General features: G+C 65.5%; 21 protein-coding genes. 12 read left to right on the plus strand and 9 right to left on the minus strand.

The window, feature by feature from the left end; all coding sequences use genetic code 11:
* Nucleotides 1-15 precede the first annotated feature (15 nt).
* The 5 genes from K940_RS30485 (at nt 16) to K940_RS30490 (ending at nt 6669) form a co-directional block, all read left to right on the plus strand.
* Entirely contained in the window at nt 16-1404 is a 1389-nt protein-coding gene (locus tag K940_RS30485) for a lipase family protein (protein WP_081706685.1), read from the plus strand.
* 139 nt (nt 1405-1543) lie between these two features.
* Nucleotides 1544-2896, plus strand: coding sequence for a glutamine synthetase family protein (locus tag K940_RS0125770; protein ID WP_028479826.1), 1353 nt, complete (start codon nt 1544-1546; stop codon nt 2894-2896).
* A 98-nt stretch (nt 2897-2994) separates the two neighbouring features.
* Nucleotides 2995-4356, plus strand: coding sequence for an aldehyde dehydrogenase (locus tag K940_RS0125775; RefSeq protein ID WP_028479827.1), 1362 nt, complete (start codon nt 2995-2997; stop codon nt 4354-4356).
* 26 nt (nt 4357-4382) lie between these two features.
* The gene (locus K940_RS0125780; RefSeq protein ID WP_028479828.1) at nt 4383-5147 is read left to right on the plus strand and encodes a 3-oxoacyl-ACP reductase; all 765 of its coding nucleotides are present in this window, start codon (nt 4383-4385) and stop codon (nt 5145-5147) included.
* Between the two features lie 172 nt (nt 5148-5319).
* Nucleotides 5320-6669, plus strand: coding sequence for an MFS transporter (locus tag K940_RS30490; RefSeq protein ID WP_051407563.1), 1350 nt, complete (start codon nt 5320-5322; stop codon nt 6667-6669).
* Nucleotides 6670-6688: 19 nt separating this feature from the next.
* Here K940_RS30490 and K940_RS0125790 read toward each other — a convergent pair whose 3' ends face one another.
* Nucleotides 6689-7258: a TetR/AcrR family transcriptional regulator gene (locus K940_RS0125790; protein WP_028479829.1), complete on the minus strand. Its 570-nt coding sequence runs from the start codon at nt 7256-7258 to the stop codon at nt 6689-6691.
* A 98-nt stretch (nt 7259-7356) separates the two neighbouring features.
* Here K940_RS0125790 and K940_RS0125800 point away from each other — a divergent pair, with 98 nt between their 5' ends.
* Complete coding sequence (locus tag K940_RS0125800) at nt 7357-7794, plus strand: DoxX family protein (RefSeq protein ID WP_028479830.1); 438 nt, start codon at nt 7357-7359, stop codon at nt 7792-7794.
* Nucleotides 7795-7856: 62 nt separating this feature from the next.
* Here K940_RS0125800 and K940_RS0125805 read toward each other — a convergent pair whose 3' ends face one another.
* Complete coding sequence (locus K940_RS0125805; protein WP_028479831.1) at nt 7857-8258, minus strand: PaaI family thioesterase; 402 nt, start codon at nt 8256-8258, stop codon at nt 7857-7859.
* Nucleotides 8259-8456: 198 nt separating this feature from the next.
* On the opposite strand from K940_RS0125805, the gene K940_RS0125810 reads away from it, so the two are divergent.
* Entirely contained in the window at nt 8457-9314 is an 858-nt protein-coding gene (locus tag K940_RS0125810; RefSeq protein ID WP_028479832.1) for a cyclopropane mycolic acid synthase family methyltransferase, read from the plus strand.
* Between the two features lie 100 nt (nt 9315-9414).
* Here K940_RS0125810 and K940_RS32765 read toward each other — a convergent pair whose 3' ends face one another.
* Nucleotides 9415-10230 carry a hypothetical protein gene (locus tag K940_RS32765; protein ID WP_036530443.1) on the minus strand — a complete coding sequence of 272 codons (816 nt, stop codon included), beginning with the start codon at nt 10228-10230 and terminating at the stop codon, nt 9415-9417.
* Nucleotides 10231-10694: 464 nt separating this feature from the next.
* Between K940_RS32765 and K940_RS0125820 the strand changes: the two genes are divergently transcribed.
* The 3 genes from K940_RS0125820 to K940_RS0125830 all read left to right on the plus strand — a co-directional run bounded on the left by K940_RS0125820 (nt 10695) and on the right by K940_RS0125830 (nt 13603).
* A complete protein-coding gene (locus K940_RS0125820; protein WP_036530355.1) occupies nt 10695-11201 on the plus strand; it encodes a sigma-70 family RNA polymerase sigma factor in 507 nt (168 codons plus the stop codon).
* A gap of 198 nt (nt 11202-11399) precedes the next feature.
* The gene (locus tag K940_RS0125825; protein WP_028479834.1) at nt 11400-12482 is read left to right on the plus strand and encodes an N-acetylmuramoyl-L-alanine amidase; all 1083 of its coding nucleotides are present in this window, start codon (nt 11400-11402) and stop codon (nt 12480-12482) included.
* Between the two features lie 86 nt (nt 12483-12568).
* Nucleotides 12569-13603 carry a GTP-binding protein gene (locus tag K940_RS0125830; RefSeq protein WP_028479835.1) on the plus strand — a complete coding sequence of 345 codons (1035 nt, stop codon included), beginning with the start codon at nt 12569-12571 and terminating at the stop codon, nt 13601-13603.
* Nucleotides 13604-13642: 39 nt separating this feature from the next.
* On the opposite strand, the gene K940_RS0125835 is transcribed toward K940_RS0125830, so the two are convergent.
* Genes K940_RS0125835 through glp form a run of 3 tightly spaced genes read right to left on the minus strand, consistent with a single transcriptional unit; the run spans nt 13643 to nt 16342 of the window.
* Nucleotides 13643-14077, minus strand: coding sequence for a molybdenum cofactor biosynthesis protein MoaE (locus tag K940_RS0125835; protein WP_028479836.1), 435 nt, complete (start codon nt 14075-14077; stop codon nt 13643-13645).
* Nucleotides 14064-15098: a bifunctional molybdenum cofactor biosynthesis protein MoaC/MoaB gene (gene moaCB, locus K940_RS0125840; protein ID WP_028479837.1), complete on the minus strand. Its 1035-nt coding sequence runs from the start codon at nt 15096-15098 to the stop codon at nt 14064-14066. The genes K940_RS0125835 and moaCB overlap by 14 nt, the downstream gene beginning before the upstream one ends.
* Nucleotides 15095-16342 carry a gephyrin-like molybdotransferase Glp gene (gene glp / locus K940_RS0125845; protein WP_028479838.1) on the minus strand — a complete coding sequence of 416 codons (1248 nt, stop codon included), beginning with the start codon at nt 16340-16342 and terminating at the stop codon, nt 15095-15097. The genes moaCB and glp overlap by 4 nt, the downstream gene beginning before the upstream one ends.
* 199 nt (nt 16343-16541) lie before the next feature.
* On the opposite strand from glp, the gene moaA reads away from it, so the two are divergent.
* Nucleotides 16542-17600 carry a GTP 3',8-cyclase MoaA gene (gene moaA / locus K940_RS0125850; RefSeq protein ID WP_028479839.1) on the plus strand — a complete coding sequence of 353 codons (1059 nt, stop codon included), beginning with the start codon at nt 16542-16544 and terminating at the stop codon, nt 17598-17600.
* Entirely contained in the window at nt 17593-17835 is a 243-nt protein-coding gene (locus K940_RS0125855; RefSeq protein ID WP_028479840.1) for a MoaD/ThiS family protein, read from the plus strand. Before moaA ends, K940_RS0125855 begins: the two co-directional genes overlap by 8 nt.
* Nucleotides 17836-17941: 106 nt before the next feature.
* On the opposite strand, the gene K940_RS30500 is transcribed toward K940_RS0125855, so the two are convergent.
* Genes K940_RS30500 through K940_RS0125875 form a run of 3 tightly spaced genes read right to left on the minus strand, consistent with a single transcriptional unit; the run spans nt 17942 to nt 21676 of the window.
* A complete protein-coding gene (locus K940_RS30500; protein ID WP_051407551.1) occupies nt 17942-19636 on the minus strand; it encodes an ABC transporter ATP-binding protein in 1695 nt (564 codons plus the stop codon).
* The gene (locus tag K940_RS30505; RefSeq protein ID WP_081706687.1) at nt 19629-20666 is read right to left on the minus strand and encodes an ABC transporter permease; all 1038 of its coding nucleotides are present in this window, start codon (nt 20664-20666) and stop codon (nt 19629-19631) included. The genes K940_RS30500 and K940_RS30505 overlap by 8 nt, the downstream gene beginning before the upstream one ends.
* The gene (locus K940_RS0125875; protein ID WP_231390522.1) at nt 20666-21676 is read right to left on the minus strand and encodes an ABC transporter permease; all 1011 of its coding nucleotides are present in this window, start codon (nt 21674-21676) and stop codon (nt 20666-20668) included. Before K940_RS0125875 ends, K940_RS30505 begins: the two co-directional genes overlap by 1 nt.
* Nucleotides 21677-21688: the final 12 nt, after the last annotated feature.

Genomic DNA, 21688 nt, shown 5'->3' on the forward strand with positions numbered 1-21688 from the left:
AGAGGATGAATCGGAATGAGTGCCCAGCGTGCGTGGGACGAATATGCGGTCTCACCGGATCCGCCCACGTTCGTGCCGCGCCCTGTGGTGCCGCACGACGATCCGTTCTACCTCCCGCCGGCCAACCTCGACAGGCTACGGCCCGGCGCAATCGTGCGTGCGCGTCGAGTGGAGATCGGGTTCTTCGGGCTTGTGCCTCAGCGCGTTTCGGCGTGGCAATTGCTGTTTCGCACCTGTGATCTCGACCGTGTGCCGGAAGTGGCGGTGACCACCGTCCTGCTGCCGTGGGAGGCGAATCTCGCCGAGCAGCGGCCAGTGGTCTCGTTCCAGTGTGCTATCGACGCGGTTGCGGAACAATGCCTTCCTTCCTATGCCCTGCGGCGTGGGGCTCGCGCAGCCGGGTCCATTCCGCAGATCGAACTTCCGCTGATCGCCAGCGCGCTCGCGCGGGGCTGGGCGGTGTCGGTCCCGGATCACGGCGGAACGGCCAACCGGTTCGGCGTTGCGACGGAACCGGGATACCGTGCGCTCGACGGTGTTCGGGCCTGCCTTGCCTTCGACCCGTTGGAACTGGAGGCCACGACGCCCGTTGCACTGTGGGGGTATTCGGGTGGCGGATTGGCTACCAGTTGGGCGGCGGAAGTGGCCGCCGAGTATGCACCCGAGTTGAACATCGTCGGTGCGGTCGCCGGCTCACCGGTCGGCGACCCCGCTGCCGCATTCGTGCGTCTCAACGCCACCTGGTTCGCCGGATTCGCCGCTGTGTTCACCGCGGGGCTTCGTCGCGGGTATTCCGACCTGGATCGCCTACTCCGTGCACACCTGCGTCCGCAGTATCTGCGCTGGTTGGCCGAAACCGAGACGATGGCGACTTTCCCTCTGTTGTACCGGTTCGCCCGGCGCAATGTCGACGAACATATCGGAGGAGGCGTGGACGCCCTGCTCGCTCATCCAGTGCTGCAACGTATCCTCGATGACATTCGCCCGGGCCGGCAGGCCCCCGCCATGCCGATGCTCATGCTGCAGGGCGTGAACGACGAAGTGATCGCGGTCGAGGATGTCGACGAGCACGTGGCGCGATATACCAGCGCTGGAGTTCACGTGCAATACCTGCGTGATCGACTCAGTACCCATATTCTGCTGCAGTTTCTGGCATTGCCGGTCATGGTGGATTGGCTCGCGGCGCGTTTCGCCGGCCGGGAGTTGTCCAGCGCCGGAACCGAGACGGTCTGGTCGCTTGCTCTTACCCGAGTCGGTGTGACCGGTCACATGCGTTTCGCCACCCTGCTCGTCCGGATGGGACTCGGTTTGCCCATTCGCGCCCCACGCTCGACGGGGGCGCGGCGTTCCGACGCGCCTCGCCCGTCCCTTCGCTCGGTGGCCGTGCCTACGTCGTCGTTCTGAGCTCTGCCCATGCCGAGCAGCCACGACTGTTCGGGTCGTTGCGGTGGGATCGAGATTCGTGCGTCCCGGCACATTCGCGGTCGTCGTGCTCTACCGTGAGCACGGTCGCCGTCGAGAGGGGTGGTGGATGCGGAGCGGGATGCTGAGTCTGGCCCGATTGCGTGACCGGGTCGATGCGGGGGAGATCGACACCGTCCTCGTCGCGATGACCGACATGCAAGGACGACTACAGGGAAAGCGGTGCTCGGCACGATATTTTGTGAACGAGGTGGTCGAACACGCCACCGAGGCCTGTGGCTACGTGCTCGCGGTGGACGTGGAGATGGCGACCGTCGATGGCTACGCGCTGTCGTCCTGGAACACAGGCTACGGCGACATCGTACTACGACCGGATCTGGACACGCTGCGTATGGCGCCCTGGTGGCCGGATACCGCGCTGGTGCTGTGTGATGTCGAGCAAGTGATCCCGCAGGGGCGGCCGATCACGGTGTCGCCCCGCCAAATTCTGCGCAAGCAACTGCACCGGCTCGCCGAGCGTGGACTGCGAGCGCTCGTGGGCACCGAACTCGAATTCATGGTCTTCGACGAAAGCTACAAAGACTCCTGGAACCGTGGCTATCGTGACCTGACGCCGGTCAACTACTACAGCACCGACTATTCGATGCTGGGCACCGCGCGGGTCGAACCGCTGTTGCGACGCATCCGACGCGAGATGGGTGGCGCCGGGATGTATGTGGAGTCGGCCAAAGGCGAATGCCATCCGGGTCAACACGAGATCGCGTTCCGCTACGACGATGCTCTCGTCACCTGCGACAACCACAGCATCTACAAGACCGGTGCGAAGGAGATCGCGATGCAGGAGGGGCACAGCCTCACCTTCATGGCGAAATATGATCACCGGGAGGGAAATTCGTGCCACATCCATCTGAGTTTGCGCAACGACTCGGGCGAGGCGGTGTTCGCCGGGGACGGACCGAGCGCAACCTCGACTCTGATGCGGCACTTCATTGCTGGTCAGTTGGACTGCCTGCGAGAGTTCACCTACCTTCTGGCTCCGAACATCAACTCCTACAAGCGTTTCACGTCCGGAAGTTTCGCTCCTACCAGGATCGTTTGGGGCCGGGACAATCGCACGTGTGCGATTCGCCTAGTGGGCGAGGACCGTTCGTTGCGATTGGAGCACCGCGTGCCCGGCGGTGACGTGAATCCCTATCTGGCAGTTGCCGCGGTGATCGCGGCCGGACTACGCGGAATCGATCGATGTCTTCCTCTGGAACCGGAATTCCACGGCAACGCCTACCGCTCGCAGCGACCCCGAGTGCCGCGTACCTTGCGCGAGGCGGCCGAACTCTTCGGCAGCAGCCCGGTGGCGCGCGAGGCGTTCGGCGACGATGTCGTCGAGCACTACTGCAACCTCGCTCGGGTCGAGCTGGATGCCTATGACGCCGTGGTCACCGACTGGGAGCGCGTTCGTGGGTTCGAGCGATTCTGAGTGTGCGGTCGCCCCCTGACGGCCGGCCGTCGACCCGGTGCACACTCGATGCCATCCAAGGGGCGGGTTGCGGACTGCTACCGAAGGGAGCGGAACTCGTGACAACAGCGCAGGTGGTCAACCCGGCGACCGAGCAAGTGATCGCCGCCGTCGAGCTGGCCGGACCGGCGGAAACCGACGTGGCCGTGGCCCGGGCCCGGCGGGCCTGGTTGGCGTGGCGCGAGGTGTCGCCCGGCGACCGAAGTCGGCTCCTGCGTCGGTTCGCCGAAGCGGTCGAAGGCGACCTCGAGCATCTCGCGCAGCTCGAGGTGGTCAATGCCGGGCACACCATCGGAAATGCCCGGTGGGAAGCAGGCAATGTCCGTGATGTCTTGCACTACGCCGCCGGAATGCCAGAACGTTTGCTGGGCTATCAGATCCCGGTCGAGGGTGGGGTCGACGTCACCTTTCACGAGCCGCTCGGCGTGGTTGCGGTCATCGTGCCGTGGAATTTTCCGATGCCCATTGCGGCATGGGGGTTCGCGCCCGCGCTCGCGGCGGGCAACACCGTCGTACTGAAGCCGGCCGAACTCACTCCGCTGACGGCGATGCGGCTCGGCGAGCTCGCACTCGAGGCAGGCCTACCCGAAGGCGTATTCCAGGTCGTTCCCGGCAGGGGTGCGGTGGTCGGGGAGCGCTTCGTCACTCACCCCGCGGTTCGTAAGGTGGTGTTCACCGGCTCCACCGAGGTGGGTCGGCACATCATGGCGGGCTGCGCCCAGCAGGTGAAGCGAGTGACGCTGGAACTCGGCGGCAAGGGGGCGAATATCGTCTTCGCCGACGCCGATCTGGAGCGGGCGGCCGCGACGGCGCCCTACGGTGTGTTCGACAATGCTGGCCAAGACTGCTGCGCCAGGTCGCGAATTTTGGTGCAGAACAGTGTTTTCGATCGGTTTCTCGAGCTGTTGGAACCCGCGGTGCACGGGGTTCGAGTCGGTGATCCGGGCCTGGAGTCCACCGAGATGGGACCGCTGATCTCGGCAGCGCATCGTGAGCGCGTCGCCGGATTCGTGCCACCGACGACAGCGGTGGCTTTCACCGGAAGCGTTCCCGAGGGCCCCGGCTTCTGGTATCCACCGACAGTTGTGCTGCCCGCTGGTCCCACCGACCGGGTGCTCACCGAAGAAGTGTTCGGCCCGGTGGTCGCGGTGCTCGCGTTCGACGATGAGGCCGACGCGGTGCGCATCGCCAACGACACGCACTACGGTTTATCCGGCTCGATCTGGACCGGAGATGTCGGTCGGGCGCTGCGAGTCGCCCGCGGTATCGAGGCAGGCAACCTGTCGGTGAATTCGAATGCCGCCGTTCGATACTGGACGCCGTTCGGCGGCTTCGAACAGTCCGGGTTGGGGCGGGAGCTCGGCCCCGACGCGGCGCTGGCGTTCACCGAAACCAAGAACGTCTTTCTTGCATCACGGTGACCCGACCCCACCCCAGAGGAGGCCCGATGCGACGCCTACACGATCGAGTTGCTGTCGTCACCGGCGGTGGCAGCGGCATCGGCCTGGCCACCGTCCGCCGTTTCGCGGCGGAGGGAGCGACGGTGGTCGTCGCGGACATCGATGCCGAGACCGGCGCCGCAGCCGCCGCAGCGGTCGGGGGCCGATACGTTCCGGTGGACGTTACCGACGAGGCGCAGGTCGAATCGCTGTTCCAGACCGTGGTCGACGCCTACGGCGGGTTGGACATCGCGTTCAACAATGCCGGTATCTCCCCGCCGGAGGACGATTCCATCCTGCTCACCGACATCGACGCCTGGCGCCGTGTCCAGGAGGTCAATCTGACCTCGGTCTACCTGTGCAGCAAATTCGCCATCCGGCATATGCTCGAGCGTGGCACGGGCTCGGTGATCAATACCGCGTCGTTCGTGGCGGTGATGGGCGCGGCGAGCTCGCAGATCTCCTACACCGCCTCCAAGGGCGGGGTGCTGGCGATGAGCCGCGAACTCGGAGTGCAGTTCGCCCGCAATGGTATTCGGGTCAATGCGTTGTGTCCGGGACCGGTGAACACACCGCTGCTTCGTGACCTCTTCGCCGCGAACCCCGAGCAGGCCGCTCGCCGCCTGGTGCATGTTCCACTGGGGCGCTTCGCCGAGCCGGAGGAGATCGCCGCTGCGGTTGCCTTCCTGGCCAGCGACGACGCCTCGTTCATCACCGCTTCGCAATTCCTCGTCGATGGCGGTATCGCAGGTGCGTACGTCACGCCGCTGTAGGCGCGTCCACCGCACAGCACCTGGTCGGGCGAGCCACAGTGGATCCTGCCAGGTGCCTGATATTTGCTAAATGCCACACTGAACAGTGCCTCGTGTCGGATCGACCGTCGGATTCGACACCCGGCGGGTGCAACGCGTCGAGGTCTGCAGTCCGACTGGAGAGGACGTGCACGTGAGCGACCAGGCATCGCAAAGTTTCCCACTGCGGCGGTCCGTGGCGGCTTCCGCCCTGGGCAATGCCACCGAATGGTTCGACTACGGGGTCTATGCCGCCACCGCGAGCTATCTCACCGCGGCCTTCTTCCCTGGTGAGCTGGGCACGCTCGGCACCATGCTCGGCTTCGCCGTGTCGTTCGTACTGCGACCGCTCGGGGGAATGGTGTGGGGACCGCTCGGAGACCGAGTGGGGCGCAAGGCGGTGTTGGCCGCCACGATCGTGCTCATGTCCGCTGCGACCGGCGCGATCGGCCTGCTCCCGACCCATGCGACCGCCGGCGTGCTCGCCCCTGTTCTCTTGATCGCGCTTCGGATGGTGCAGGGATTTTCGACCGGCGGTGAGTATGGCGGCGCCGCGACGTATCTGGCCGAGTGCGCGCCCGACCGGGACCGCGGGTTCGTCGGTAGCTTTCTGGAATTCGGTACGGTGGCCGGTTTCGTCGGCGGTTCCGCGACCGTTCTGGCCTGCCAACTCACTCTCGGTTCGGACGCGATGTACGACTGGGGTTGGCGCCTGCCGTTCCTGGTCGCCGTTCCGCTCGGCGCGACCGGCTGGTATCTGCGGGCGAAACTCGACGAGAGCCCCGTGTTCGGTGAGATGGACCAGCAGGACCATCCACCGAGCGGCATGCGAACAGTGGTGACCACTTACCGTCGTGAGGTCCTGACACTTGCGGGGCTGGTCGTCGCGCTCAATGTGGTGAACTACACCCTGCTGACCTACCAACCCACGTATCTGCAGAACACGATCGGTATGACCGAATCGGCCGCCACCACGATGATGCTGGTCGGGCAACTGGTCATGATGCTGGTTCTGCCGCTGTTCGGTCGGTTGTCGGACCGGGTGGGGCGTCGACCGATGTGGCTGGTGTCACTGGTGGGGCTCGCCCTGCTGGCCGTGCCGATGTACGCGCTGATGGGTCGGGGCGCCGCGTGGGCTGCTGTGGGCTTCGTCGTGTTGGGGCTGTTCTACGTGGCGCAGCTGTCGACCATCAGCTCCACCTTCCCCGCTATCTTCCCGACCCATGTCCGCTATACGGGCTTCGCGCTCGGCTACAACGTCTCTACCGCCGTCTTCGGCGGCACTGCCCCGCTGGTCAACGAGGCCACGATCGAGGCGACCGGCTGGGTGCTGTTCCCTGCCTTCTATATGGTCGGCGCCTGCCTGATCGGCTTGATCGCTTGGTATTTCCTGCGCGAAACTGTCGGCACATCGCTCGGTGGTACCGCAGTTCCGGATGCGGGGGAGATGGTCGGTGCACGCCGCGCCCGGGATCGAGGGCGCGCCTGTCGCGCATCCGGATGACCCGCCCGACCGGTCGAGGTCAATCGAAATGGATGGTGGACAGCATCTTTCGGACGAGTATCTCCGGATCGGAATCGGTGGCCAGTGCCGAATTGCGCAGGGCGCCCTCGCGCCACAGCGAGGCGAAGCCGTGGACGAGTGACCATGCGGCGAGCTCCGTTGCCCGTCTGCGTTGCCCGCTGTGTCCCGGCGTACGCGCGGAGACACCGGAACGCAGCGCCATTCCCGAACGTTCCCGCGCCGCCCGCAGCGTCGGGTCGTCGCCATCGAGGACGTCGCCTCGATACATCACGTCGAAGTGCCCGGGATGCTCGCGGGCGAAGCGCACATAGGTCACCGCAACCTCCCGGAAGTCGCCGGCGACGTGCTCGAGTCGGGTGGTCAGCAACTCGAAGCCCTCGATGGCCAGTGCGGTGAGCAGGCCGGCGCGATCGCCGAAATGGTGCGCGGGTGCCGCGTGTGAGACACCCGCTCGTCGCGCGAGGTTGCGCAGCGACAACGCGCCGATGCCGTCGGTGGCGATCTGCTCCGCGGCCGCGGTCAGAAGTACCGCACGCAGATCGCCGTGATGGTAGCCATCCTTCGCCATGTGTCGATCATGGACGATTATCTAGACATTGACAAGTTGCACGCCTCCTTCTTAATCTTTCCAGTGGAAAGATTGGGTTCCACAATGAAGGAGATTCGATGGCGCCGCTGATCGTCCTGGTCACGACTGCTGCGATTACCCGGCTCATCGGGTGGCTGGCCGGCGTCGACCCCCTCGATTCATGGGCGGGCGCGACCGCTGCCGGACTGGCCGCGATGTTCGTCGTCACGGCGAGCGCGCATTTCCTCCAGCCGCGCCGAGGTGCGCTGATCGCCATGGTGCCGGCTCGGCTGCCGAGCCCGTCGGCATTGGTCACGCTGACCGGTGTGCTGGAACTGGTCGGTGCGGTTGGTCTGCTCGTCCCCGCCACCGCTGCACTGGCCGCTGCCGGTCTGATCGCACTGTTGGTCGTGATGTTTCCGGCCAATATCCGGGCCGCTCGCGCTGGACGAGGAATCACGACCATGCCTCTGCCGCTACGGGCAGCGGTGCAAGGCGGTTTCATCCTGGCCTGCGTGGTCGTCCTCGTCGGCTGAGCGGGAAGTTGCCACGCCGCAGCGACTCGGACACATCACCGGTTCGAACTACTGCACACAGCTCAGAGCAATGCCTGGGTCTGGGTCACCTTCGCAACCAGCGAGTCGGCGTCGTCGCGGATCGTGGTCTCGATCACGATCAACGAGCGTCCGACGTGTAGGGGCGTCGAGGACGCGGTGGCATGGCCGGAACGAACCGCGCGCAGAAAGTTCGTTTTCGACTCCACGGTGGTGGTGCCCTGCTTTCCCTCCGGCAGGTTGAGAAACGCACAGACCGCGCCGTTGGCGTCGGCCAGCGACATCAATACCCCACCGTGCATCACACCGCCGAGGGTGCACAGCGACTCGGCCCAGGCTATGCGGCTGCGCACCGACTTCGGCTCGTGCGCGAGGACCTCGATGCCCAACAGTTCGGTGAAGGGCATGGCATTACGGAAGAGTTCGGTGCCCGGTTCGTCGATCATGGGGCGATCCTGACCGATCGTGCCCGTCGTGTCGATTACTTCGCACGTCATGGTCGGGTTCCGACCACGACGGGTGCCCGGTCACATCGCGGCCGCGCGACACAAGCGTCGGGCATCGGTTCGGCATGCGTCGAGGCGTACGGTTACCGAGAAGGTGTTCGCGTGTCAGCTCGTAACCTCGATGAGCAGGAGAACGTGATGACCGATTTGCAGCCGTTCTATCAGCAAGTTCAGGCACACTACGATCTGTCCAACGAGTTCTACGCATTGTTTCTGGACCCCTCGATGACCTACAGCTGTGCCTACTTCGAGCGTCCGGACATGACGCTCGAACAAGCCCAGCGCGCCAAGATCGACTTGGCATTGAACAAACTGGACCTGTGGCCGGGAATGACCTTGCTCGATATCGGGTGCGGTTGGGGCGCAACGATGTTACGCGCCGCGACCGAATACGGGGCCAAAGTTGTGGGGCTCACTCTCAGCCGAAACCAATACGATTACGTCAAAGACCTGATCGATCGCGAGCACCTCACCGGCGTGGAGATCCGGCATCAGGGGTGGGAAGAGTTCGATGACGAAGCCGATCGGATCGTGAGCATCGGCGCGTTCGAACACTTTCGGCGCGAGCGTTATGAGGTGTTCTTCGACCAGTGCCACCGCATGTTGCCATCAGGCGGCCGGATGTTGCTGCACACCATCATCGGTTACACGCTCAAAGACATGCACCGGATGAACATTCCCGTCAACCGCGACGATGCGCTGTTTCACATCTTCGTCAAGCGGGAGATCTTCCCGGGCGGACAACTGCCGCAGCCCGGGGAGGTGACGCGGCTGGCCGGGCGCGCTGGGCTGGGTACGGAGAAGATTCAGGAGCTCCAGCCGCACTACGTGCGAACCCTCGAATGCTGGTCCGAGTCGCTGCAGGCACACCGAGACGAGGCGATCGCTCTGGCATCCGAGGAAGTCTACGAACGCTATCTGAAATATTTGACCGGCGCCGCAGAGCAGTTCCGCGCCGGTCGGATCAATGTCATGCAGTTCACCATGGTGAAGTGAGCGTCCAAGGGGACTGGGATGCGGTGTCTGCGCGTGGTGCGACATGCCGGTGCCCGGCCCGCGCATGATGCGGGACCGGGCACCGGATTCGAGCCCCGTGTCAGTTGACTCGATCGAAGAACTGGAGGGCGCTGGCAATGCCCACCGGGCCACCGATCAGAACCATCCCGGCGGCGGCGCCCAGCGGTGCGCCGGCGGCGGCACCGGTCAAGCACAACCCGATCGGACCGGCGAAGAACGTGGGAATGGCCAACGGCGCACCGATGGTTGCACCCGCGACACACCCGAGTACACCGCCGGCGAGAGTGCCCAGCAGTGTGCCGACCGCTGTGCCCAGGCCGAACAGCGTAGCCGCCGAGCCCAGTGCGTCGTCGTACTCCGCAGAGTCGATCGCTTTCGCGTCGGCAGCGACGGCCTCGGCCTCGGTGCTGGCTTTGGTGGTGGAGCCGGCTTTGGCGCTGGAGCTGGTGGTAGCGCTGGCTTTGGTTCTGGAGCTGGCTTTGGTGTCGGCGTTGGTGATCGACGCGGCATCCACCGGTTCCAGCATGGTCGCCGGCCGAGCTTCGGTCGGGTCGGTGCTGGGGGTGAACGCCGCGGTGTTGCCGTCGATCTCCGCGGCGATCGGCCATTCCATACCGTCTTTGAGGTACGTCAGCGGCATCGCCGCGACCAGTCGTCCTTCATCGTCGAGGACCTGGAATTGCGTCCCCTTGGTGGTCAGCGAACCCGCGTCGGTGTGCAAAATCACCGAATCGTCTTCGATATTCGCCCGGTAATGGATTCCGGGCTGCATGTCGGTCCGAGCGCTGCTGCCGGTGGCCGGGATATGGCCCGGTGCAGCAGAGGCGACGCCGCTTGTGATTCCGACAGCCGCGACGACGAGCAGAGAGGCCGCGGTGAGTTTTGTGGCTTTCATTGATCTCGAACACTTTCCTCAGCAGGAGCAACCTTTGAGATCCGAGGATCTGTCTCGGAGTGGCTCACCAGTGGAGCCATATAGCAGACTGCTGGCAATCTATTACGAGAGCGTAACGAACTCCCCAGTAAAAATATAAATTTGGCGTAATCGGCGTTAAGAAAGTATGAATTCGGACAATTGGTATACGGCTTTCGATCGTGTGAGTGGCGCGCGCCACGGAAATTCTGTCCGTGCGGTGAACGCGATGGAGTTCGTCGCACGGATCGGCGGTCGGCATCTGCCCGGTTCGGGTTTTTTCGGGAATTCGTCGGCCGCCGCGGGTGGGTCGAGGAGCCTATCGTCGCCCGACGACAGGCCATGTTGTCATTGGGCCGGTGCGCTGCGATATCCCGGGTATGACAGGTGCGCAATCCACTCGCGTAATCCGCCGGTCGGCGCGGTGCGGCAGGCGATGCGCGCGGTTGTGCACCGACGATGGCCTCGGCGCTGTACTCACGGCCGACCGTGCCCTACTGCAATGGCGTGCGGTCCGGGCGCTCGGTGACCGCGGGCTGGCCGAGCATGCGGTGCAGGAGACTTTTCTGCGCGCATGGCGCTCGTGTGGACAGTTCGACGCGGACAAGGGTGCGGTCCGCACGTGGCTACTGGCGATCGAGCGCAACGTTCTCATCGACATGCTGCGCGCCCGTGTTGCGCGACCGGGAGATTCCGGCTGGGACGACATCTGTGACGTCGCCGAGTCCCAGCACGCGTGCCCCGACTTCTCCGAAGGCCTGGTCGCCAGAGTGCTGGTAGCTCAGCTACTGGCAGTACTCCCGGCGGCTCAGCGTGCAGCTGTGCGTGAGGTGATCCTGCACGACCGGGCCTATCGCGAGGTCGCCCACGATCTCGGCGTGCCGGTGGGCACTGTCAAGACCCGCGTGCATTACGCTCTGCAATCTCTGCGCAAACTTTCGCAGCGTACGTGACGGCATCCGGCCGTCAATGCGGGCACCATCGCGATACACCGATTGCTCTGTCGAGACCAGCGGTGTCGAGCGGGCCGTTGTCGAGACGCACGGTCTCGAGACGAGCCGTCTCGGCACGAGTGTTGCCAACGTCAGCTACTGGATTTGGTGTGACACGTGGGAAGGGAGGGGTGCTCCATTGCGGGGCGCCGACCGCACATGAAGCCAAGTATCGTCCAGGCCGGCATCCGCACCGCCGTCGCGGCTGCGGTCACGATGACCTTGTCCGGCGTGTTCGGTGCCACCGCGCCGGCGGCACCGAAAGTATTCGCCGCGTCGAACCAACTCGCCGGCAAGACCGTATTCCTCGATCCCGGACATCAGGGGCCGAACCACTCCGAGGACCTGACCAGGCAGGTCGGTGATGGTCGGGGCGGTACCAAAGATTGCCAGACCACGGGGATGACCACACTGAACGGTGTTCCCGAACACACCATCACCTGGAACGTCGCGCAGCTGGTCCGGGCTGCGCTGGAAGGGCTCGGTGCGCATGTCGTGCTGAGCCGCCAGGACGACTCGGGGTGGGGTGGCTGCATCGACGACCGCGCCCGGGCAGCGAGCCAGTCCCGTGCCGCTGTCGCGGTGAGCATCCACGCCGATGGTGCGCCTGCGCAGCATCGGGGGTTTCATCTGATCGTTCCGCAACTGCCCATCCCGAACACGATTATCGATCGGGCACAATCCGGGTCCGGACTCTCCGCTTCGAAATCGGTGCGTGACGCCTACCGGAACGCGGGCTTCGCACCTGCCGACTATGGTGGCGCCGTGGACGGGCTACAGACCCGCGCAGATATCGCCGGGCCGGCGTTGACCACCGTTCCTGTCGTCTTTCTCGAGATGGGCAACGGTGCGAATCCCGAGGACGCGGCGTTGCTGGAAACCCCGCAAGGCCAATTGAAGCACGCTATCGCGTTGACCACCGGACTCGTCGACTACTTGCTGGGGATCCCGGGAACGTCATCCGATCGGTCGACGGGACACGGCAGCGAGCAACCGATCCCACCGCCGCCGGGTGCAGCCCCGCCTGCCACGACTCCGGATGCGACGGTTCCGGCTCCGCCCGGGGCGCAGGATGCGCCGGACCTCGACGGGACACCGAGCATGCCGCTGGACCCTGGAACGGTCATGGAGTTGCTGCAGCCACTGGCGCAGCTGCTCGGCCTCGACACCGCCACCATCACCGCGGACCTGATCGACTTCGCCTACAGCGTGGTAGCGATGTTGCTGGGCCCGGAGCGCTAGTCGGTACGCCGGACGTCATCGGGCGCCGAGGCGCGCCGGCGGCGTCCGGTCGCCGTGCCGGTGTGCGGGGCAGTAGGGTGGCCGGAATGGTCGGCCCGATTCCTGTTGTGCTCGTCGCGGGATTTCTCGGTTCCGGGAAGACGACGCTGCTCAACCGCCTGCTGCGAGACAATCGTGGAACTCGAATCGGGGTGGTGGTCAACGACTTCGGAGCGATCGGCATCGACTCGATGCTGGTCGCCGGTCACGTGGACGCGATGGTTTCACTCGGCAATGGCTGTGTCTGTTGCGCGGTCGACGTCAGCGAACTCGACGCGTTGTTCGCTCGGCTTGCCCAGCCACGGGCGAACATCGACGTCATCGTGGTCGAGGCCAGCGGATTGGCCGAACCGCGCAATCTCATTCGGATGGTGCTCGGCACCGAGAACCCGCGCATTCGGTATGGGGGATTGGTCGAAGTGGTCGACGCCGAGCAGTTCCCCGCCAGCAGCGCACGCCATCCGGAGCTGACCACGCACCTGCGACTGGCCGATCTGGTGGTCGTGAACAAGGTCGACCGGGTATCCCCCGCAGAGCTGACTCGGCTGCGCTCGGACATCGGCGCGATCGCCGCTCCGGCGCCGGTGTATGCCACGACGCAGGGGCGGATCGATCCCGGGCTGCTGTTCGACGAGCCGCTACGCGCGCCGCGGCAAGTACCCGAGCAATTGAGCTTCGACGCCCTGCTCGCTGACGACGAGCACGACGACGCGTTCGACCACCGTCATCTGCACGACGACTACACCAGCGTCTCCTTCAGCACCGAGCGTGCGCTCGATCCGCGCAAGATGATCGAATTTCTGGAGGATCCGCCGGCGGGGGTGTTCCGGGCCAAGGGGTTTGTCACGTTCGGCGTGGAAGGCGAGCGCAGGAAGTTCGTCGTGCAGCTGGTCGGTCGCCATATCGTTGTCGAACCCAGAGCATGGTCTCGAGGTGAGCGACGAGGCGCGCAGGTGGTACTCATCGGGGTCGGCCTGCGCCCCGAGGCAATTCGAGTTCGACTGCGCGAAGCCGTACACGATGCGACCGGTCTGCTGGATCCCCCGAGCATGCTCGGCGTCTGGCGTTACATCCCGCACTGAGGTGACTTCGCCAGGCCGCACGTGCGTGTCGGGGGCCGATCACCCGCCGGCATTCACCCATTCGGACAAGCCGTCGGCGAACAACTGCCGTTTCCAGATCGGCACTTCGTGCTTGATCCGGTCGACGAGTTGGCTGCAGGCGGCGAAAGCGGCATCGCGGTGGGCGGCGGCCACCGCGACGACGACCGCGCGATCACCGATGCCGAGCGCACCGATTCGGTGCACGGCGGCGACGGGCACATTGTGGGCCGCGGCGAGTTCTGCGCAGAGGGTGAGCAGAAATCGCTCGGCGTGCGGATGTGCAGAGTACTCCAGTGCCGAGACCGCCTGTCCGCCATCATGGTTGCGCACCGTGCCGGTGAACACCACAGTGGCGCCGCAGGTCGGGTCGGTCACCGCCTGCTCGACTTCGGTGGCATCGAGCGGCTGATCGGTGATCCGGGCGAGTCGGACCATGGTGTCAGTTGTCGTCATGTCGGCCTCCTCCGACTACTTGCGCGAGGAGGTGATCCAGCAGCGGTTCCAGCACGGTGATGCCGTCCTTCACGCCTCCGGGTGATCCGGGCAGGTTGACGATCACCGAGTGGCCCGCGAGTCCGGCCACCCCGCGACTCAGGGCGGCGAGCGGAAACTTCGCCGCGCCGTATTGCCGGATCGCTTCGGTGATCCCAGGAAGTTCACGGTCCAGCACGGCCCGGGTGGCTTCGGGTGTGGCGTCTGTCGGGGAGGCGCCGGTTCCTCCGGTGCTGATCACCAGTGCGGGGCCGAAGCGCAGCGCGTCGGACAGGCCCAGGGCGATCTCCGTGTCGGCGTAGACCAGTGGGCCACGGACCGAGAAGCCGAGACCGGTGAGCCATTGCGCCAGAACCGGTCCGGTGGTATCGGTACGCGTGCCCGCGGCGACCCCGGTGGAGGCGACCAGGACCACGGCCGAACGTTCGGCCCGGCCGATGTCGCTCTCGGCGTCCCGTGGGTGCGCACGCGTGACATCGTCCGACTGGGTGTCGTTCGAGCGGGTGCTGTCGGCCGGACGTACCCAATGTCCGCTTCTGCCACCTTTTTTGGTGAGTAGCCGCACGTCGTTCAGCGTCGCAGCGGGATCGACGGCCTTCACCATGTCGTGCAGGGTGAGACCGGCCACTGCGACCGCGGTGAGGGCCTCCATCTCGACGCCGGTGGGTCCTTTGGTCTTGGCAGTGGCTTCGATCGTGATCGCTGTGTCGGTGAAGCCGAACTCGACTCGGACCGAGGACAGCGCCAATTGGTGGCACAGCGGAACGAGCTCGGAGGTCTTCTTCGCTCCGGTGATTCCCGCGATGCGCGCGGTGGCCAACACATCCGCCTTCGGAAGATCGTCGGCTCGCACCAAGGCGACCACCTCGGCTGTGGTGCGCAGCTCGCCGGCAGCGACGGCCACCCGGGTGGTGTCGATCTTCGCGCTCACGTCGACCATGCGGGCGCGACCTTCACGGTCGACATGCGACAGCTCACTCATAGTGACCACACTCGCACATGTGCGCCCGCTGGCAATGCGGTGACCTCGGAGGGTACGTCGATCAGCACATCGGCCCTCGCCATGCTGGCGATCAGATGTGAGCCGGGACCGGATGCCAACTCGACCGCGTTCGCGCGCCGGTGTACCGCGGGTTGGTCCCCCTCCTGGGCGAAAATCATCTTGCCCCGCAAGAACTGTCGCTTGCCCTCCGGAGAGCGCGGCAGCCCGGTGAGCAACGGAAGCTCGTAGCTGTCCACGTCGGGAAGGCCGGCGAGGTGGCGCAGGATCGGGCGGGCGAACACCTCGAACGACACCATCGTGCTGACCGGATTACCAGGAAAGCTGAGCACCGGTACGCCATCGACGACAGTGAGTCCCTGGGGACCGCCCGGCTGCATCGCTACCGAGCCGAAATGTCCACCCAACGGTTCGAGTACGTTTCTGACCACTTCGAAGTCGCCCATGGACACTCCACCGGAGGTGAACACCACGTCCGCCGCCGCGGTCGCGGCCGCAAGCGCCGTGCGGAAGCGCACCGGATCGTCGGTGCTGTGTGCGACCGCGACGACATCGACTCCGTTCGCGGTGAGTGCCGCCGCCAGTGCGAGGCCGTTGGAGTCGTAGATCTGCCCGGGACGTAGGACGCTACCCGCGGGTACCAGCTCGTCGCCGCTGGTGATGACTGCTGCACGGATTGCGCCGAACACCGACACCGACGACCGGCCGACCGCAGCCAGTGCAGCGACGTGTCGCGGCGCCACGGTGGTTCCCGCCGGTACGAGCAGGTCGCCGGCGCGTACGTCGGTTCCGGGCTCACGGACGAATTCACCCGCACGACAACGGCGTTCGAAGGTGACCGTCGTATCGTCGGCGTGGGTGTGTTCCACCGGGACCACACAGTCCGCGCCGAGGGGCAGCGGGGCCCCGGTCATCACCTTCATCGCCGCCCCGTGCGGCAGCGGGCGAGCGCTGGTCGCACCCGCAGCGACCACGGCGCTCAACGGCAGAGTGACCGGCGCGACAGGCACCGATTCCGCGCGCACAGCGTATCCGTCCATTGCGGAGTTGCGGAACACCGGCAGGTCGATCGGCGAGTGCACGTCCTCGGCCAGTTGGCGGCTCAGCGCCTGTGCCAGCGCAACCACCTCGGCCGGGCGTGCAGCCAGCGGGCGTAACAGCTGCTCGATACTGTCACGGTAGTCGTCGACGGGAATTGCCGAGACACTCGCGGACCGAGGTTTCATAGCAGTCAGCCTAGCGCCCCGCCGCGCCGGCATTCCGCTTCGCTGCCCTCGATGGTGAGGTTGCTGTCATCGGCAGCGCGGCCTGACGATTCGGCGTCTCGGTCCGGACGAGGGACACGCCCGGCTCACCGTTGCCGTGTGCTCGCAGTGAGCCGGCGGGTGCTCGACGGATCGACAATGCCGCGCTCATAATAGGCGTGTGACTCGGGTCGAGATGGGAATTCCTACTGTGCGTCCAGGATATCCGGACCTGGACGGTCGTCCCGACACTCCATTTCTCGTGGACCGTTTCGGTCGTGTGGCTCGGGACCTGCGTGTGTCGATCACCGAGAAGTGCTCGTTGCGTTGCACCTATTGCATGCCGGAAGAAGGGTTGCCAGAAATTCCCCGGCATGAGCTGCTCACCGTCGATGAGATCATCCGGCTGGTGTGCCTAGCAGTTCGCGAACTGGGGGTGCGTGAAGTTCGCTTCACCGGCGGTGAGCCGCTGATGCGCCGTGATCTGGAACAGATCATCGCCGGCTGTCATGCCCAGGTGCCGCATGTTCCCTTGGCCATGACGACCAATGGCGTCGGCCTCGACCGTCGTGTCCACGCGCTGGCTGCCGCCGGATTGCATCGAGTGAACGTGTCGCTGGACACCGTGGACCCGATTCGGTTCGCGCAATTGACTCGGCGTGACCGCCTGGAATCGGTACTCGCCGGGATCAGGGCCGCCCGAGGTGCGGGGTTGGCTCCGGTCAAGGTCAATGCCGTGCTGATGCGCCCGACGCTGTCGGGTGCACCGGATCTGCTGCGTTGGTGTTTGGACGAAGGCTGCGAGCTCCGATTCATCGAGGAGATGCCGCTCGATGCGGACCATGAATGGGCTCGCGACAACATGGTCACCGCAGCCGAGTTGCTCGACGTACTCGGCGCTCGGTTCGACCTCACCGCGGTGGGCCGCTCCGACCCGTCGGCGCCTGCGGAGAAATGGTTGGTCGATGGCGGGCCCGGCACAGTCGGCATCATCGCGACCGTGACGCGGAAGTTCTGCGACACCTGCGACCGTACCCGGCTCACGGCCGACGGAATGCTGCGTTCGTGCCTGTTCAGTGATCAGGAGTTCGACGTGCGCCGAGCATTGCGCTCCGGGGCCGACGACGAAGAGCTCGCAACCATCTGGCGCGGCGCGATGTGGAACAAATGGGCGGGCCACGGTATCGATACCGTGGGCTTCGTTCCTCCGGAGCGAACGATGGGAGCTATTGGTGGTTGAGATCCGCTATTTCGCCGCGATCGCCGAAGCGGTCGGTAGGACCGGTGAGGCCCTCGATCTCCCCGCCGGCGCCACGGTGGCCGATCTGCGTGCGACCCTGTCGGCCACCTATGGCCCCGATGTGGACAAGATGCTCTCGGTGTGCGCCTATTTGATCGGTGATGAACTCACCCGCGACCCCGAGGCGCCATTGAGCAGCACGGTGGATGTCCTTCCGCCGTTCGCCGGTGGCTAGCTCGATTCTCGACCGCCGACCCGGTGTCGTGGCATTCCGACTGATCGAGGGCGAGGCGTCGGTCGATCGAGTTTTCCTGCGATAGCCGAACTTTCGACCTGGGCGACTATCGGCCCACCACGTTCTCGCCGGACAACTCGGCCATCTGTTCCCGGCGCCGCCGCTGCTGCACCGGATCGGGTACCGGAACCGCAGCGACGAGCCGTCGCGTGTACTGCTGTTGCGGAGCGCGCAGGACACGATCTCGATCACCCTGCTCGACAACCGCCCCGTCGCGCAGGACCACGATGCGGTCGGCAAGCGTGTCGACGACCGCAAGATCGTGGCTGATGAACAGGCACGCCCAACCACACTCGTGTTGGAGTTGCCCGAACAACTCCAACACCGCCGCCTGCACGGAGACATCCAGCGCACTGGTCGGCTCGTCTGCGACCAACAGGTCCGGGGACAGCACCAAGGCGCGAGCCAGGCTGGCGCGCTGACGTTGCCCACCGGAGAGCTCGTGCGGATAGCGGCGTTCGGCACCAGCGGGCAGCTGCACGTCGTCGAGCATCGTGCGCACCCGGGCACGGATCTGGGCCGCGCTGCCCGCCTTGTGCACGATCAGCGGTTCGGCTACGCACTCACCGACGGTGAGCCTGGGGTTCAGCGAGGTGGCCGGGTCTTGGAACACGAAGCCGAAGCGTCGCCGGATCGGCCGTAGCCGGCGCTGCGACAGCCCCGCGATGTCCTGCCCCTGCACCAGGACCGCTCCGGAAGTCGGGCGTTGCAGCGCTGCGACGCAACGGCCGATGGTCGACTTGCCCGAGCCCGACTCGCCGACCACGCCAAGGGTCTCGCCCGGCCCGATCCGCAAACTCACCCCGTCCACCGCTCGAAACCGTGGGTGGCCGAGAGTTCCGGGGAACTCGACCACCAGATTGCGCACCTCGAGCACCGGATCGGCGGCGACCTCGGTCTCCTCGGCGGGGCCGTGCCCGATCTGTTCGGTACCCAGGTGCGGCACGGCAGCCAGCAGAGCACGGGTGTACTCCGCTGTCGGCCTGGTGAACAGTTCGTCGACAGGAGCTTGCTCGACCACCGCACCGGCACGCATCACCACAACACGGTCGGCGATATCGGCGACGACGCCCATGTTGTGCGTGATCAGGACGATCGCACTGCCGATCCGGTCACGCAGGTCGCGCAGCAGCGCCAGGATCTCGGCTTGCACCGTGACGTCCAAGGCCGTGGTCGGCTCGTCGGCGATGATCACCTTCGGCTCGCATGCGATGGCGATCGCGATCACCACCCGCTGCTTCTGCCCGCCGGACAGTTGGTGCGGATAGTAGTCCACCCGGTGCTCGGGATCGGGCAAACCGACGATGCGCAACAACTCCACCGCGCGCGCCTTGGCAGCCTTCCTGCGCAAGCCGGTATGCGCCTGCAGCGCTTCACAGATCTGGAAGCCGACGGTGAACAAGGGGTCCAAGGCCAGGCCCGGCTCTTGGAACACCATCGAGATCGCGCCGCCGCGCAATGCGGTGAGTTGCTTCTTGCTCATTGCGGTGAGCGGTTCGGCGCCAAGGGTCACCAGGCCGCGCACCGAAGCGGTCTCGGGCAACAACCCCATCGCTGTGCGCGAACACACCGACTTGCCCGAGCCGGACTCTCCGACGATGGCCAGCACTTCGCCGGGATATACCTCGTAGGACACGTTCGTGAGCGCGTGCACCGGCCCCGCGTCGGTGGCGAAGGTGACCGACAGCGATTCGATGGTCAAAGCGGCACGATCCCGCTCGGCCACAGGTGTTTCAGGCATTGTTCGTATCCTTTTCGGCGACGTCTGCTTCGTCTCCTGCTTTCGGCCCGCCTTCGAGCCCCTCGTCGGCGCCCACCGCAGCGGCACGGCGGGTGCGCAGGACCGGATTGAACACCTCGTTGAGGCTCTCGCCGACCAGGGTCATGCCGAGCACGACGAGCACGATGGCGACGCCGGGAAAGACGCCGGTCCACCAGATGCCGTTGGAGACATCCGGCAGCGCCTTGTTCAGGTCGAAGCCCCACTCGGCAGCCTGGGTCGGTTCGATACCGAAACCGAGAAAGCCGAGTCCGGCCAGGGTGAGGATGGCCTCCGATCCGTTCAGCGTGATGATCACCGGCAGTGACTGTGCGACATTGGCGAGGATGTGCCGGAAGAGGATGCGCGGGGTCGAGGCCCCGGTCACCCGTGCAGCATCGACATACGGCTCGTGCTTCACCGCGACGGTGGCGTTGCGTACCACCCGGAAGTACTGCGGTACGAACACCGCCGTGATCGCCACCGCCGCAGCCAGCATTCCGCCCAGGCTGGTCGAGCGACCACCCGCGACCACAATGGACACCACGATCGCCAGCAGCAGCGAGGGAAACGCATACATGGCGTCCATGATCAGAACGAGCACGCGGTCGAGCCACCGGCCGACATAGCCCGACAGCAGCCCGAGCGGAACGCCGATCAGCAGTGAGAGCACCAGTGAGATCGCGATCACCCACAGTGCGGTGCGCGCACCGTAGATCACTCTGGAGAATACGTCTTCCCCACGTACGGAGGTGCCGAACCAGTGCTCGGCCGACGGTGCCTGCTGGCGGACGAAGTCGACGCCGTCCGCGCTGGTCTGGGCGAACCCGTACGGCGCGATCAGCGGAGCGAAGAGCGCGGCGAGGACGAAGAATCCAACCAGGCCGAGGCCGACGATCAGGGTCACGCGCTGTGCTCCCGCGGTCATCGACAACAGACCCAGGCCGGGCACACCCCGGCGCCGTCGCGGCGCCGGGGTGGCCGGTTCGGTCAGCAGTTCGGTAGCACTCATCAGAACCTCACCCTCGGATCGATCAGTGCCACCAGGGCATCCACGACGAAGCTCATCACCGCCACAATGAGCGCGATGAACGCGACGATGCCCTGAACAGCGATGAAGTCGCGTGCCGACAGGTAGGCAGCGAGTTGGTAGCCGAGCCCCTTCCATTCGAACGTCGTCTCGGTGAGTACCGAGGCGCCGAGCATCGTGGCGATTTGCATGCCCATCACCGTGACGATCGGAATCATCGCGTTGCGGAAAGCGTGCCGTCCGGTCACCACTCGACGCGACAGGCCGCGTGCCCGGGCAGCGTCCACGTAGCACGCCTGAAGGGTCTGGATAAGGTTGATCCGTACCAGCCGCAGGAAGACGCCGGCGACCAACAGACCCAGCGCGATCGCGGGCAGCACGGCATGTTTCAGCACATCCACCAAATATCCGGCATCGCCGTAGAGAATCGCGTCGATCACCATGATGTTGGTCTTCGGTGAGACGTGCTGCAGTTGGAGCTCGACGTTGGTGCTGGCCCGACCTGCTACCGGCAGCCAGCCCAGCTGTACCGCGAACACGAGCTTCAGCAGCAAGCCGACGAAGAACACCGGCGCCGCGTACACCAGGATGGCGAACAGCCGCAACCCGATGTCGGCGGCCGAATCCCGGTGCGTGGCCGCATACCTGCCCAGTGGGACGCCGATTGCGAACGCGACGATCAGCGCCCAGAACACCAGTTCCAGTGAGGCCGCGCCGTAGGTGACGACGACCTCACTGATCTCCCGGTTGTCCTGGGAACGACCGAGATCCCCGCGCAGGAGGCCCGAAAGGTACTCCCAGTACTGCACCAGGATCGGTCGGTTCAGTCCCGCTGCCTCCTTGCGCTCCTCGATCTGTTGCTGATTCAAATGCGCGCCCAACGCCGCGCTGATCGGGTCGCCGATCACCCGCATCAGGAAGAACACGACTGTCACCAGAATCCACGCAGTCACCGGAATCAACAGCAGTCGAACACCGAGGTAGCGCAGCAAGGCCAAGTGACG

Source organism: Nocardia sp. CNY236 (assembly GCF_000482385.1).
Taxonomy (GTDB): domain Bacteria; phylum Actinomycetota; class Actinomycetes; order Mycobacteriales; family Mycobacteriaceae; genus Nocardia.

Excerpts from the sequence above, each read along its gene's own strand:
- K940_RS0125825 (WP_028479834.1), top strand. The coding sequence starts at position 11,400 with ATGAAGCCAAGTATCGTCCAGGCCGGCATCCGCACCGCCGTCGCGGCT.
- K940_RS32765 (WP_036530443.1), bottom strand. The coding sequence starts at position 10,230 with ATGAAAGCCACAAAACTCACCGCGGCCTCTCTGCTCGTCGTCGCGGCT.
- K940_RS0125830 (WP_028479835.1), top strand. The coding sequence starts at position 12,569 with ATGGTCGGCCCGATTCCTGTTGTGCTCGTCGCGGGATTTCTCGGTTCC.
- K940_RS0125835 (WP_028479836.1), bottom strand. The coding sequence starts at position 14,077 with ATGACGACAACTGACACCATGGTCCGACTCGCCCGGATCACCGATCAG.
- K940_RS0125770 (WP_028479826.1), top strand. The coding sequence starts at position 1,544 with ATGCTGAGTCTGGCCCGATTGCGTGACCGGGTCGATGCGGGGGAGATC.
- K940_RS0125790 (WP_028479829.1), bottom strand. The coding sequence starts at position 7,258 with ATGGCGAAGGATGGCTACCATCACGGCGATCTGCGTGCGGTACTTCTG.
- K940_RS30505 (WP_081706687.1), bottom strand. The coding sequence starts at position 20,666 with ATGAGTGCTACCGAACTGCTGACCGAACCGGCCACCCCGGCGCCGCGA.
- K940_RS30500 (WP_051407551.1), bottom strand. The coding sequence starts at position 19,636 with ATGCCTGAAACACCTGTGGCCGAGCGGGATCGTGCCGCTTTGACCATC.
- K940_RS30485 (WP_081706685.1), top strand. The coding sequence starts at position 16 with ATGAGTGCCCAGCGTGCGTGGGACGAATATGCGGTCTCACCGGATCCG.
- K940_RS0125780 (WP_028479828.1), top strand. The coding sequence starts at position 4,383 with ATGCGACGCCTACACGATCGAGTTGCTGTCGTCACCGGCGGTGGCAGC.
- K940_RS0125810 (WP_028479832.1), top strand. The coding sequence starts at position 8,457 with ATGACCGATTTGCAGCCGTTCTATCAGCAAGTTCAGGCACACTACGAT.
- moaCB (WP_028479837.1), bottom strand. The coding sequence starts at position 15,098 with ATGAGTGAGCTGTCGCATGTCGACCGTGAAGGTCGCGCCCGCATGGTC.
- K940_RS0125800 (WP_028479830.1), top strand. The coding sequence starts at position 7,357 with ATGGCGCCGCTGATCGTCCTGGTCACGACTGCTGCGATTACCCGGCTC.
- K940_RS0125805 (WP_028479831.1), bottom strand. The coding sequence starts at position 8,258 with ATGATCGACGAACCGGGCACCGAACTCTTCCGTAATGCCATGCCCTTC.
- glp (WP_028479838.1), bottom strand. The coding sequence starts at position 16,342 with ATGAAACCTCGGTCCGCGAGTGTCTCGGCAATTCCCGTCGACGACTAC.